12 protein-coding genes are annotated in these 12753 nt (G+C 50.2%); 9 read left to right on the top strand and 3 right to left on the bottom strand.

Annotated features, from left to right (window positions below; translation table 11 throughout):
- Positions 1-76: 76 nt before the first annotated feature.
- Both CRO57_RS05290 and CRO57_RS05285 read right to left on the bottom strand, forming a co-directional pair.
- On the bottom strand, positions 77-1057 hold the full coding sequence (locus CRO57_RS05290) for a membrane dipeptidase (protein WP_097152304.1): 981 nt from the start codon (positions 1055-1057) through the stop codon (positions 77-79).
- Positions 1057-2508: an aldehyde dehydrogenase family protein gene (locus CRO57_RS05285; RefSeq protein WP_097152303.1), complete on the bottom strand. Its 1452-nt coding sequence runs from the start codon at positions 2506-2508 to the stop codon at positions 1057-1059. Before CRO57_RS05285 ends, CRO57_RS05290 begins: the two co-directional genes overlap by 1 nt.
- A 109-nt stretch (positions 2509-2617) precedes the next feature.
- Here CRO57_RS05285 and CRO57_RS05280 point away from each other — a divergent pair, with 109 nt between their 5' ends.
- Positions 2618-3523 (top strand): LysR family transcriptional regulator, encoded by a 906-nt coding sequence (locus CRO57_RS05280; RefSeq protein ID WP_097152302.1) that lies wholly within the window; start codon positions 2618-2620, stop codon positions 3521-3523.
- Positions 3524-3632: 109 nt separating this feature from the next.
- Here CRO57_RS05280 and CRO57_RS05275 read toward each other — a convergent pair whose 3' ends face one another.
- The gene (locus CRO57_RS05275) at positions 3633-4253 is read right to left on the bottom strand and encodes a MarC family protein (protein WP_097152301.1); all 621 of its coding nucleotides are present in this window, start codon (positions 4251-4253) and stop codon (positions 3633-3635) included.
- A 157-nt stretch (positions 4254-4410) separates the two neighbouring features.
- Here CRO57_RS05275 and CRO57_RS05270 point away from each other — a divergent pair, with 157 nt between their 5' ends.
- The 8 genes from CRO57_RS05270 to CRO57_RS05235 all read left to right on the top strand — a co-directional run bounded on the left by CRO57_RS05270 (position 4411) and on the right by CRO57_RS05235 (position 12746).
- On the top strand, positions 4411-5088 hold the full coding sequence (locus CRO57_RS05270) for a response regulator (protein ID WP_097152300.1): 678 nt from the start codon (positions 4411-4413) through the stop codon (positions 5086-5088).
- Complete coding sequence (locus tag CRO57_RS05265; protein WP_097152299.1) at positions 5075-6442, top strand: HAMP domain-containing sensor histidine kinase; 1368 nt, start codon at positions 5075-5077, stop codon at positions 6440-6442. Before CRO57_RS05270 ends, CRO57_RS05265 begins: the two co-directional genes overlap by 14 nt.
- Before the next feature lie 93 nt (positions 6443-6535).
- Positions 6536-7180 carry a YfdX family protein gene (locus CRO57_RS05260; RefSeq protein WP_097152298.1) on the top strand — a complete coding sequence of 215 codons (645 nt, stop codon included), beginning with the start codon at positions 6536-6538 and terminating at the stop codon, positions 7178-7180.
- 162 nt (positions 7181-7342) lie between these two features.
- Positions 7343-8263 (top strand): AAA family ATPase, encoded by a 921-nt coding sequence (locus CRO57_RS05255; RefSeq protein WP_244580055.1) that lies wholly within the window; start codon positions 7343-7345, stop codon positions 8261-8263.
- Positions 8264-8274: 11 nt separating this feature from the next.
- Entirely contained in the window at positions 8275-9222 is a 948-nt protein-coding gene (locus CRO57_RS05250; RefSeq protein ID WP_097152297.1) for a DUF58 domain-containing protein, read from the top strand.
- On the top strand, positions 9219-9707 hold the full coding sequence (locus tag CRO57_RS05245; RefSeq protein ID WP_097152296.1) for a DUF4381 domain-containing protein: 489 nt from the start codon (positions 9219-9221) through the stop codon (positions 9705-9707). The genes CRO57_RS05250 and CRO57_RS05245 overlap by 4 nt, the downstream gene beginning before the upstream one ends.
- Positions 9704-10738, top strand: a complete 1035-nt coding sequence (locus CRO57_RS05240) for a vWA domain-containing protein (RefSeq protein WP_097152295.1) — start codon at positions 9704-9706, stop codon at positions 10736-10738. The genes CRO57_RS05245 and CRO57_RS05240 overlap by 4 nt, the downstream gene beginning before the upstream one ends.
- 1 nt (position 10739) lies before the next feature.
- Entirely contained in the window at positions 10740-12746 is a 2007-nt protein-coding gene (locus CRO57_RS05235) for a vWA domain-containing protein (protein ID WP_097152294.1), read from the top strand.
- The last annotated feature ends 7 nt before the right edge of the window (positions 12747-12753 follow it).

Below are 12753 nucleotides of genomic sequence, written 5' to 3'. Positions count from 1 at the left end.
GTGACGGCTATGCAGCACCCCCAATTTAGCTCTCTCTCGCTGAGCCTTATTCACTGGGAATTGTATCAATCACCTGCTAAAGGGCTGATGCTGCGCAAAAGTTGTTCTGATAAAACCGGTACCAGTTACAACCCATAATCCCCGCGATTTCGTCGTCATTGAAGCCGACATTTCGCAGTCCATTTTCCAAATTTCCGAAATCTCGATTATCGCGGAACCATTCAGGCATATTCGGGAAACCTGGAGCGGCAGCTGAGCCTTCTCCGTAATCGATTTCCTTGGTCCAGCGCCCCACACGCATCCACTCCACCACGCTATCTGGTTGGTCCTGACAGAGGTCGGAACCGATACCCAGATGTTCCGCACCAAATTTCTCAGCAGTTTGAGCAATCATCGTGCAGAAGCCTTCGAGCGTGCAGTTGGACTTATCCTTTAGGTGATGGGGATAGAGTGAAAAACCCATCATACCGCCATTTTCGACCACAGCACGGATCACATCATCCTTCTTGTTGCGAAGAGCTGGAGCCCATGCATGAGGATTGGCGTGAGTGATCGCGATAGGTCTTTCGGAAAAATCTGCGGCCTCGATTGTCGAGCGATCTGCGGAATGGCTCATATCGACCACAAGACCAACCCGGTTCATTTCCTTGACGACCTGCTTCCCCATACGGGTCAATCCGGTGTCTTCTGCTTCATAACATCCAGTCGCAAGCAAGGACTGATTGTTATAAGTCAGCTGCATGAAGCGAGCGCCCAGACGATGAACGATCTCCACCAATCCAATATCATCTTCGATAGGACTTGGATTTTGGAAACCGAAAAAGATCGCCGTACGACCGGTTTCCTTTGCCTTGTCAACGTCGGATGCTTCATATCCAGCCATGATCAGTTCAGGATATTGCTCAAACCAGCGGTTCCAACGTTCAAAATTGAGGACTGTTTCACGAAAATTTTCGTGGTAGGCAATGGTAACGTGGACTGCGTCCAAACCACCTTCGCGCATCTGACGAAAAATTTTCTCCGACCAATTGGCATATTGGAGATTATCGATCCGCATTAGCTTGGTACTCCTGCGGAAATGTAGGAGGTCTTCACAATCGTATAGAAATCCTTGGCATGAGAGCCTTGCTCGCGCGGACCATAGGAGCTATCTCCACGACCACCAAATGGCACGTGATAGTCAGTACCCGCAGTCGGCAAATTTACCATCACACAACCGGTTTTTGCATTACGACGGAAGTGCGTTGCGCGTGCCAGATTTTGCGTAACAATGCCGGAAGTCAGGCCGAAATTGGTGTCATTGACCACGGAAAGTGCTTCTTCATAGCCACCAACCTTGATAACAGCGGCCAGCGGCGCAAACATCTCTTCACGGTTGATACGCATGGAATTGCTGGTTCCAAGAAAAACGCCTGGAGACATGTAATAGCCCTGCTTTGGCATCTCCAAGCGCTGCCCACCACAGGCCAGTTCCGCACCTTCAGATTTCCCCAGCTCGACATAAGCCAGGTTTTCACTGAGCTGTGGCTCTGAGACAACGGGGCCAATCTGAGTCCCTGCTTCCAGAGCGTGACCAACTTTCATGGCCTGAGTGCCAGCAACCAGCTTCTCCACAAATGCATCATGAATTGCTTCATGAACGATCAGACGTGAAGATGCCGTACATTTTTGACCGGTGCCGCCAAATGCACCACCAAGTGCCAAAGATACAGCCAGATCCAAGTCAGCATCATCCATGACAGCAAGAGCATTCTTGGAGCCCATTTCCATCTGCACACGGGTCAGGTTCTGCAATGCCGCTATCGCAATGCCTTTGCCGACAGGGACAGAACCGGTAAAGGAAATCGCATCGACCTTGGGGCTTTCAACGAGACGCTGCCCAACCGAACGCCCAGCACCCATGACAAGTGAGAACAAGCCCTTTGGAATATCCTGTCGCTCAATGATCTCTGCCAATGCCACGGCAGATGCAGGTGTCGCATTAGCAGGTTTCCAGACAACGGCATTACCAAATGCCAATGCAGGTGCGATTTTCCAGGAAGCGGTGGCAGTTGGGAAGTTCCATGGGGAGATGATGGCGACAACACCAACTGCCTCACGGCGTACATCAACCTCAATGCCGTCACGAACGGAGTCGGCATTCTCGCCAATCTGGCGCAGGGTTTCAGCCGCGTAATAAGTAAAGAATTGACCAGCGCGATAGACTTCGCCCTTACCTTCCGCTAAAGGCTTGCCCTCTTCGCGAGATAGCAAAGTTCCCAATTCCTCAGAGCGCGCCATCAGCTCATTGCCAATGGCCATCAGAACGTTATATTTGCGTTCAATGCCGTAAGCCGCCCATTCCGCCTGTGCAATGCGTGCCTGATCCAAAGTCGCTTCCAACTGATCAGATGATGCCTGAGCGAAAAGGCCAATCAAATCTGACAGATCAGATGGATTGCGATTTTCAATTTCACTTTCACCTGCGACCCATTGGCCGGCAATCAGATTCAGTTTTGTATCAGTCATGAGGGAAACCTTCGCCTAACGTAGCTGTATTTATCGTTGCGTTAATATGGACTCAGGTTTTAATTTCAGTCAAAATCAAATAAATGAAATATATTTCAGGAAAATTGAAATGGCGATCAAAATCGAAATGCTCAGATGCTTTGCAACAGTGGCTCGGACGGGCAATCTCAGCAGTGCAGCAGATATCCTTGGCCGGACCCCATCCGCTATTTCCATGATGCTCAAACAGTTAGAGGAAAATCTGGGTGAGCCCTTGTTTGAAACTGATCGCAAAAGCAAGTTGACGACTTTGGGAGAGTTCGTTCTGGAACAGGCAGAACGTGAGCTCAGCCAATTCGATACTACCATTCAGGAAATTCTGGATTTTGCCAAAGCCAGAAGCGGAAGGGTAAGGCTTGCTGCAGTTCCCTCGATCGCAAGCACGATCCTACCTGATGCGATTTTTCAGTATCTCGAGAAATATCCGGATATCTTCATCGAAGTCCGGGATATGGATTCAGCCTCGGTCATCAGGGAACTGTCACGCAACAGAATTGATATTGGGATCGCGTCGACGCAAGGTCATAGCACCCCCTTCTATACAGAAACGATTTTGAGCGATGCCTTCGGCGTGATTTGTCACGCAAATAGCAGTTTGGCGCGCTTAGACAGATCTCTTACATGGCAGGATTTGTCCCAACACCGTCTCATCGCAAACAGCCTTTCGAAATCCATCGATATACCGGAATGCATAGATCTTCATGCTAATGCAGGATTGGTTGTTCAGAATATCACGTCATTGATGGCGATGATTAAAAATCAAGTTGGCATAACCATTCTGCCTGAAATGACCGCCAAGACCGCAACCTCACCAGACGTCATATTTCTGGAAATTGCTGACTTCAACATCCGGCGCAATATTGAAATCATCAAGAATTCGGAAGCCCCCAGCTCTCCTGCAGCGCGCATTTTGGAGGATACGATCATTCAGTGTATCAGGAAATATGAGACGGATCGCCGCGGCGATATGCGCTGATCGAGGAACATCTGCTCATAGGAAAATCTCGCCAAGCCATATGATTCATCGCGCAAATATCGCATGGATGAGATGGATTGGAGATTCACTATCGCTCTGAGATTAATTCTTACAACAAAGCCTTTAGTCCGGCCACCAGCATCTCCACCGCGATTGCAAGCAGAATCATTCCCATGAGGCGGGTCATGATCACGCGCATGGTCTCGGTCAGGACCTTGCCTATAATTGATGAGAAAAAGAAGACCAGATAGAGCATCAAGAGAATGACGGAGATAATGGCTCCAATTGTTCCGATCTCCAATGTGTTTTTGGCATGCCCAGCATAGATGATGATCGTCGCAATGGTGCCTGGCCCCACGATCATGGGAAATGTCATCGGATAGAATGCAATGCTGTCCAATGAGGACTTTGCTTTATTTTCTGCTTCACTACCGTGATGAGAACTGCTCTCATTTCCGTGCAACATGGACCAGGCAATACTTGCCAAGACAAGTCCACCTGCGACTCTGAAATCATCAATTGAGATTCCGAAGAAGCCGATGATCTGCTTGCCTGCAACCAGAATGATCAAACACATCAGAACAGAAAATGCAGCAATCTTGAGAGCTAACTGACGCTGCTCACTCACCGAATAGCCGTTGGTCATGGACAGGAAGATGGGCAAATTCACAAATGGGTTCATGATGGCGAAGAATGCACCAAACAGTTTGATCAGAGTAGCTGTATCCATGATAGGACCTCAATATTGCAACCGGTTGCTCACCTTCGTCTGGATTTATGGCTGAAATCAATTCCAGCTCGCCATTCTCCACGGAATTTAATTGCTCCTGTCGGCAAAGCATCTTATCCCTGTAGTCAAACAGTGACTTAAGGCTTGTGACCTGATCATGAAAATCCTGATTGCCGAAGATGACGAAACGACCGCCCACTATGTTCTCAAGGGTTTGAAAGAGCAAGGGCATGTGGTGGATTGGGTCAGCGATGGCCGAGAGGCCCTCACCTATTGTCTCTACAATCAGTGCGATTTGCTGATTGCCGATCGCATGATGCCCGGTATGGATGGCTTATCTGTCGTCAAAGCCTTGCGTTCATCCAACTGCCAGATCCCGGTGATTTTTCTCACCGCCATGGCAGATATCGACGACAAGGTGGATGGTCTTTTGGCTGGCGGGGATGATTATATGGTCAAACCGTTTCATTTTTCAGAACTGTCAGCTCGCATCACTGCTCTCTCCCGTCGCCCGCAGGAAAATACCCAAAAGACAGAGTTGGTCGTTCACGATCTGACACTTGATCTGCTTGGTCGGTGCGCGCAACGCCAGGGGCGGGATATTGATTTGCTGCAAAAGGAATTCGCATTGCTCGAATATCTGATGGAAAATAGCAGCCGTATTGTCTCGCGCACGATGATATTGGAGAAAGTTTGGGATCTGACCTTTGATCCAGGAACCTCTGTTGTGGAGACCCATATCAGCAAGCTGCGTCAAAAAGTCGACAGGCCTTTTGCTGAACCGCTCATTCATACCATTCGCAATATGGGATATGTGATCCGTGCCCCTCGTTAACCCGGTCTCTGCCAATCCATTCAAGCTTGCTTTTCATGTCGTGCTGCTCTTTCTGGGCATGTTAGTGCTGATCGGCTTTCTGATTTTCTCTGTGGTTACCGCCGCACTAGAAGGCGAGCTGCGTGCCCAATCTGAAGAAGAGATCATTCTCTTCACCGAGATTTTCGAGAATGAGGGTCGAGATGGGTTGATCAAAGCTTTAAGAGCTTTATCAAGCGGTTTTGAGCCTCAGGAGCACGCGGTTGGTCTGTTCGATGAAAGCCTGAACAGGATCGAAGGCAATATCTCACTTGCGCCCGATTTTGTCGGCTGGCGAAAAGTGACCCTTAGATTGCTGCGATCAGGAGATAAGGAACTTCCCTTTCACGCCAAAGCCGTAAAGCTAGAGAGCTTTCGCCTGATAGTCGGCCGGTCGTCCCGGATCATTACCGGCACACAGACACAGCTTCTTATCTGGCTAGGTCTATCCGCCATCATTTTGAGTATAGGAACCTTGATACTCGGTTGGCTTTCCAGCAAAAAGTCTGCGCAGAAGCTAGATGCCATGGATCAAGCTCTTGGTGCTTTTTCCCAAGGTGACATGAATGCCCGCATCAAAGTGATCGAGAACCAGGATCAGATCGATGCGATTGCGCTCAAAATGAACACCAATATCGAGCAATTGTCAGATCTTGTGACAAGCATGCGCACGACCGCTTCAGCCATTGCTCATGATCTCAAGACACCTCTCTCTCATGCTCAGATCGCGTTGTTCGAAGCAATTGATGCCTGTGAGCAGGGCCAAGACCCCAGTCCAATTCTTACCAATGCCTTGGGAGAGATTGACCAACTCAATCAAACCTTCGACACCATTTTGCGCATTTCGCACATCAAGGCACAAACAGATCGTAGTCACTTTAAGCGAGCAGACCTTTGGAGTTTGATCGACAAGATCACGGATCTTTATGAGCCAGTACTAAGTGACGCCGGGGATTACCTGCTAATACCGACATACAGTGAACGCAGCGCGCCAGCATTCATCTCTTGTGACACAGGGATGGTGGAACAATTATTGGTCAATTTACTTAAGAATGCGCAAGTTCACACGCCAAGCGGCACCAATATTGCTGTATCAGTCAAGCCCTTCGAAGACCGTATCAATTTGAGTATCGAGGATGACGGCCCTGGTATCCCAGCGAATAAACTGGAAACTATCCTGAAGCCTTTTGAACGGTTGGATGTTGCACGAACCAAACCAGGCAATGGCTTGGGCCTTGCATTGGTCGCTGCTATTGCCAAACAGCATAAAGCAGATCTGAAACTGGAGAATGCTTCTCCGGGATTACGCATCATTGTGAGCTTTTCGAAACTTTAAATATATTTAAAGTTCGCTTCAGCGCAGTTTGAAATCGGCATTCTATCTTCTGTTCAGACACAACGACAGTGTTTCTGACAACAGGAGATAAACATGAACAAAGCTTCCAAAATCGTAATGCTCGGTCTTGCTGGTCTTATGGCTGCCACTTCACTCAACGTAACCGCACACGCCTCAGAACCAGCAAAAGACAAAATGGCCAAGGAAATGGTCGTCGCAAACGAGATCAAAATTTCCGGTCATGCCAAAGCAGTTCTCTCGGATGTACGCGGCGCTCGCTTCGCTCTGTTTGATGGCCAAACCGATGCCGCCATGGATCTGGTCAAGAAAGCACGTGGCATTTTCAATGAGAAGCTGGCCAAATTTGCCATCAAGTTTGGTGAAAACAAAGGCTTTGGTGCCCCGATTGACCGATCCATCCTGTTCTCAGAAGGCTTCAAACCAACTCCAGCCCATGCGGCTGTGATTGGTAAGGCTGGTGTTCTGGCACAGCATGGCAAGACCTCTGACGCCGTCAAAATGATGAAAGCAGCCGATATAGAGCTGGATGTCAAATATGCTTTGCTACCAATCTCAAAGTCCGTTGCCAGTCTCGACAAGGCCATCATTGATATCAATGCAGGCAATTTCTATGAAGCCAACATGGTTCTCAAATCCATTGAAACTTCTGTTGTTGTCGAGGAATTCGAGGAAACAGCAGTTCCTAAACAAGGTTATGAGTTGAAAGAAATTCTCTAACTTTCTCCTGTTGTGGGGAAGGCCTTGCAGACCTTCCCTCTCCTCCAGTTTTCACAGGATCTTCCGATGAATACTCTCTCCCAACCTTCACTTGAGGGTGCACAACCGCTTGGCTCGAACTCTGGTACCGACAATAAAGTCATCTCTTGCTTACGCAAGCATATGAATGCACGCATCGTCGGACAGGAGCGCTTCGTAGATCGTCTTCTTCTTGCTCTGTTTGCCGATGGCCATATTCTGCTGGAAGGCGCACCAGGCTTGGCAAAGACCAAAGCCGTCAACGCGTTGGCTCAGACCATTGACTGTGATGCCCGCCGTATCCAGTTCACTCCTGATTTGTTGCCATCAGATTTGACCGGCACTGAAATCTATCGCCCGGAGCAAGGTCACTTCACGTTTCAGGAAGGCCCTCTCTTTCACAGTCTTATCCTTGCAGATGAAATCAACCGCGCACCCGCAAAGGTGCAATCAGCCCTTCTCGAAGCTATGGCAGAGCGTCAGGTGACCGTAGCTGGCAAGACCTACCAACTACCAGATCTATTCATGGTAATGGCTACTCAGAACCCGATTGAGCAGGAAGGTACCTATCCTCTGCCAGAAGCTCAGCTTGACCGCTTTCTTCTGCATGTGAATATCGATTATCCAAATGCTGCTGCTGAGAAAGAAATCCTTCGCATCATACGCGGTGAAGCACAGGGCGAAGCCACCGATCCAGAAGTCATGATCCCCGCCAATGCCATTTTTGCGGCACGCAAGGCAGCGCTTCAAGTCCATTCTTCCGAAGCTTTGACCGATTACATCATCCAGATCATCCAGGCAACGCGAACTCCGGCTCTGTATGGCGAAGATCTGGCACATATGTTGGCCTATGGCGCCAGCCCCCGAAGCACCATTGCGCTAGATCGTTGCTCTCGCGTTCATGCATGGATGCGTGGTTCCGAATTCGTTACTCCCATGGATGTGCAAGCCATTGCTCACGATATTTTACGTCATCGTATCATTTTGAGTTTCGAAGCTGAGGCTGATGGTCATACACGCGATGACTTCATCTCCGAGCTGATCAATCGCATCCCCGTTAGCTAAAGGAGAGCAGCATGGCTCAGACCAACTCCAAACTTCCGGGGATTGAAATCGGCAAGCCAGATCTGATCCGTGCTCGCCCTCCCCGTGGCACAACAGGTTTTGCTCCCTCAGGCCGCGTTCGCACGCATCAATGGGGCACCAATCGCTCGATATTTCTGGGACGCGGCATGGAATTTGCTGAGTCTCGTGTCTATCAACCAGGCGATGACGTCAAGAACATTGATTGGCGCGTGACCGCTCGCACAGGTCAAACTCATACCAAACTGTTTCAGGAAGAGCGTGAGCGCCCTGTTCATATCTTGCTGGATCTCAGAGCCATGATGCATTTTGGTTCCCGCGTTCGGTTCAAATCCAACCTGGCCACCGAAATTGCCGCTCAATTGGCATGGGTTGGTCATGATGGCGGTGATCGTGTAGGCGGACTGCTTTTGCACAAGGATGGCTATAAGGACTTCAAAGCCGCCCGCACACGCAGGGCGGTTCTGGAATTCATGGAAGCTGCAGCAGAAGCAACTCACCTTGATCAACCAGTTGGTCAAGAGCTTGCTCTACCTAAAGCCATTCGCCGCCTGCGCCATAGCGTACGCCCGGGGGCTCTGGTTTTTCTCATAAGTGATTTCTGGGATTTTAATGATGTCACTGAACAGGAACTTCAGCGCCTGTCCCTCAGAGCTCATATCACGCTAATCATGGTGAATGATCCGCTTGACGAAGCTCTACCAAGATCTGCCGGACGCGTCACGAATGGCGAGGACATTCTCTCCTTATCCTCGCTCAAATCGCGATCATTGGACGAATACAGCCTGGCTTATTCGGATCGTCTTGATCGCTTGCATGCACTCACTCGGCGCCGTGGCATGGCCTTTCATACCATTTCGACCGGAGACGATCCGCGCAGTCTGCTCAATCCGGACAAACGATCCGCTTCCAGCCAAAACCATCAAGGGGCAAGATCATGAAGCAACTCTCGCCCGAACTTCAAAGCCAACTAGAGGCATTGCGTGATATTCACCTCCCAAGTGAAGCCATCTCTTGGTGGCCTCTGGCTCCAGGCTGGTGGATATTGATTGGAGCATCTGTGACACTCCTTTGCGTCTCAACATTTGGATTGTATCTGCGCCGCCGCACTGTGCGCCATGCCGCCTTGAGAGAAGTCGATGCGTTGCGTCAGCAATTCGGCAAGGATCCCTCAAATCTCTTGCATCTGGCGACAGATCTTTCCGTTCTCCTTCATCGCATAACTCTCAAACAAAATGGCGCTGAAATAGCCACCCAAAGTGGCCATGGATGGGCAACGTTCCTGAGTGAGGGCGAGAAAGGCATGGCGCCGGCCCTCGCAACTTTCCTTGCACAAGCCCCATATGCTGCCAAGGTCAGCGACCTTGACCCATCTCCTACTCAAATACTGGATACCGTTGAACTCTGGATCAGGAGGCACGCATGATCACTTTTCTATGGCCATTGGCATTTCTCCTTCTACCTCTGCCCCTGATTATTCGCAAACTTGCCAAGCCGATTGCTCCCTCTCAGGCTGGTGCACTTATGGTCCCGTTTTTCAACCAGCTTTTTGCCAATCGCGCTTCCGGCAACAATATAGCCAAAACCTCTATATGGCGCGGGCTCCTGTCCAGCCTTATCTGGCTTCTGCTGGTTGGTGCCCTCGTCCGTCCCGCTTTCGTCGGCCCCGAAGTCCCACTCCCTGCCGAGGGTCGGGACATCATGATGGCCATCGACTTATCCGGTTCGATGGAGCAAGACGACTTTGCTCTCAATGGACGCCGGGCAACCCGACTGGATGTAGTGAAGGCAGCGGCTGACGATTTTATTGATCGTCGCAAAGGAGACCGGGTTGGGCTTGTGCTCTTTTCCAATCGCGCCTATCTGCAAGCACCTCTCACCTTTGATCGTCAGGTGGTGCGTGAACTGCTTGATCAGGCCCAGGTTGGCTTGACCGGTCAGAAAACAGCCATCGGCGATGCAATCGCAGTCTCTGTAAAGCGCTTGAAAGATCGACCTGCCAAAGGACGTGTTCTGATCCTGCTTACTGATGGAGCGAGCAACGAAGGTGTCATGGAACCACTCAAGGCAGCTGCTCTGGCAAAGGAATTGGGTATTCGCATCTACACCATCGGTGTTGGAGGTGAAGCGCGTGCGGTCAATACAGCTTTTGGTCGTCAGTTGGTGAACCCTTCACAGGATCTGGACGAAGGGACCCTGCGTGAGATCGCAGCAGAAACCGGGGGCAAATATTTCCGCGCCACTGATGTCGCCGGACTGGCAGCAATCTATGAGGACATCAACAAGCTCGAGCCAGTTAGCGGCGACCCACTTCATGTTCGTCCGGAAGTCGCTCTCTTTTTCTGGCCAGCAGGCCTGGCTTTGGCCCTGATGGCGCTTATGGGACTGATCATAGCAATGCCAGCCCTCATCCGGTCACTCACCACCCGTTCCAACCCTCAAATAGCAGGAGAATAACATGTCCCTACTCCCACAGACATTCCATTTCCTGCGCCCGGACTGGTTTTGGGCGCTCATTCCAGCAGGGTTGGCAACGATTGCTCTTTTCAAAGCCAGCCTAACCGGATCGCAAGACAATTGGAGCAAATATATCGACCCCCATTTGCTCGCCCATCTATCGCTCTCAGGCAAACAGCAGAAGAAATCACGCCTTTTTCCGCTTGGCTTTGCCGTTCTTTCTGCATTGTTGATCACAGCCATGGCAGGACCAAGCTGGCAAAAGAGTGACATCCCATCCTTTTCAGGCGGGGAGCCGGTGGTGATGGTTTTGTCATTGGCTCAGTCAATGAATGCCGATGACTTGTCTCCAAGTCGTCTGAAAAGAGCAGGCCATAAACTGCGCGATATTCTCGAACGCACTCAAGGGGATGATCGTGGTTTGGTCATTTATTCCGATGCTCCTTTTGTTGCCACTCCATTGACAAATGATCCCAAGGTGATTGAACAGATGTTGCCAGAATTATCCACCAATCTGATGCCGGTTCTTGGCAATCGCCTGGATTTGGCACTGGATGAAGCAACCAATCTGTTGCAACGCGCTGGTGCAACGAGCGGAAAGGTCATTCTGCTGGCAGATGATATGGGTAACGACCCCAAAGCCAGCATGAAAGCAGCTACAGCTCTCAACAGTGCCGGGTTCGAACTATCCGTGCTTGCCGTTGGTACAGAGAAAGGCGCAACTCTTCAGACGTCAAATGGTCAGGCAATAGCCAACCGTAAGGGTGAAACCTTTGTCACCAAAGTTCCTGTGAAAGCTCTGACCAATCTGGCGAAAGCTGGAGGAGGACAGATGGCAATCTTGACTGCAGGCTCACAAGACTTGGATCAGTTACTTCCCAAATCAAAATCTGACTATACCCAGGCTGGCAAGGCGAATGATTTCAAGGCGGATAGTTGGGTCGATATGGGCTATTGGCTTCTGGTTCTCCCTGTTCTGTTTGCAGCCTTCGCATTTCGTCGCGGCTTGGTCTTTGTTCTTGCTCTCACTTTGGCCGGCACAATGGTTCAACCTGAAACTGCAGCAGCATCTGTAATCACGGCCTCCTCAAGTAATCAGTCTGTTTGGAAAGATCTTTGGCAGACCAGAGATCAACAAGGTGAAACCGCATTCAAGGCCAAGAACTTCGCAGGCGCTGCAGCGTCTTTTGAGAAAAAAGACTGGAAATCGGCCGCGCTCTATCGCGCAGGTGATTATGCAAAAGCAGCCCAAAGCTATGCGTCCGTCAATGGTCAGGATCAAGGCTACAATCTTGGCAATGCCTTGGCCAAGTCTGGCAATCTCGAAGGCGCGTTGAAGGCTTATGATGATTATCTCAATCGTCATCCAGACAGTGAGGACGCAAAGTTCAATCGTGATCTGATTGCAAAGCTTCTTGAACAGCAGAAACAACAAGAACAAAAACAGCAAAACCAGAAACAGGATCAGCAGCAAGACCAGAAAGGTCAGGATCAGCAGCAAGGCCAGAAAGGTCAGGACCAGCAGCAAGACCAGAAAGGTCAGGATCAGCAGCAAGGCCAGAAGGGTCAGGACCAGCAGCAAGACCAGAAGAGTCAGGACCAACAGCAGGGCCAGAAAGATCAGGATCAGCAGCAAGGCCAGAAGGGTCAGGATCAGCAGCAAGGTCAGAAGAGTCAGGATCAGCAGCAAGGTCAGAAGAGTCAGGATCAGCAGCAAGGTCAGAAAGATCAGGATCAGCAGACTGAAAATCAAGCGACAGGCCGCTCGGATCAGGAAAGCCGACAGCAAGACAAAGACCTGCTCTCAAAACTGGTCTCCGACATGTTTGATGGAAACTCTGATCATGAACAGGAAGAGCAAGTAGAAGCAGACATTGCAGGCACACACTCAAAACCTCTCAATCAGGCCGTTGAACAGCAACTCCGCCGTGTTCCTGATGATCCGTCAGGATTACTCCGCGCTCGTATCCGTCAACACTATTCCCGCCTCCGTGCCAACCAACGCTAAATGGAAA

This window comes from Cohaesibacter gelatinilyticus (assembly GCF_900215605.1).
Classification (GTDB): domain Bacteria; phylum Pseudomonadota; class Alphaproteobacteria; order Rhizobiales; family Cohaesibacteraceae; genus Cohaesibacter; species Cohaesibacter gelatinilyticus.
The sequence above is the reverse complement of the archived record's forward strand: the minus strand, read 5'-3'. Positions and strand labels throughout refer to the sequence as shown.

Excerpts from the sequence above, each read along its gene's own strand:
- CRO57_RS05290 (WP_097152304.1), bottom strand. The coding sequence starts at position 1,057 with ATGCGGATCGATAATCTCCAATATGCCAATTGGTCGGAGAAAATTTTT.
- CRO57_RS05285 (WP_097152303.1), bottom strand. The coding sequence starts at position 2,508 with ATGACTGATACAAAACTGAATCTGATTGCCGGCCAATGGGTCGCAGGT.
- CRO57_RS05280 (WP_097152302.1), top strand. The coding sequence starts at position 2,618 with ATGGCGATCAAAATCGAAATGCTCAGATGCTTTGCAACAGTGGCTCGG.
- CRO57_RS05275 (WP_097152301.1), bottom strand. The coding sequence starts at position 4,253 with ATGGATACAGCTACTCTGATCAAACTGTTTGGTGCATTCTTCGCCATC.
- CRO57_RS05270 (WP_097152300.1), top strand. The coding sequence starts at position 4,411 with ATGAAAATCCTGATTGCCGAAGATGACGAAACGACCGCCCACTATGTT.
- CRO57_RS05260 (WP_097152298.1), top strand. The coding sequence starts at position 6,536 with ATGAACAAAGCTTCCAAAATCGTAATGCTCGGTCTTGCTGGTCTTATG.
- CRO57_RS05255 (WP_244580055.1), top strand. The coding sequence starts at position 7,343 with ATGAATGCACGCATCGTCGGACAGGAGCGCTTCGTAGATCGTCTTCTT.
- CRO57_RS05250 (WP_097152297.1), top strand. The coding sequence starts at position 8,275 with ATGGCTCAGACCAACTCCAAACTTCCGGGGATTGAAATCGGCAAGCCA.
- CRO57_RS05245 (WP_097152296.1), top strand. The coding sequence starts at position 9,219 with ATGAAGCAACTCTCGCCCGAACTTCAAAGCCAACTAGAGGCATTGCGT.
- CRO57_RS05240 (WP_097152295.1), top strand. The coding sequence starts at position 9,704 with ATGATCACTTTTCTATGGCCATTGGCATTTCTCCTTCTACCTCTGCCC.
- CRO57_RS05235 (WP_097152294.1), top strand. The coding sequence starts at position 10,740 with ATGTCCCTACTCCCACAGACATTCCATTTCCTGCGCCCGGACTGGTTT.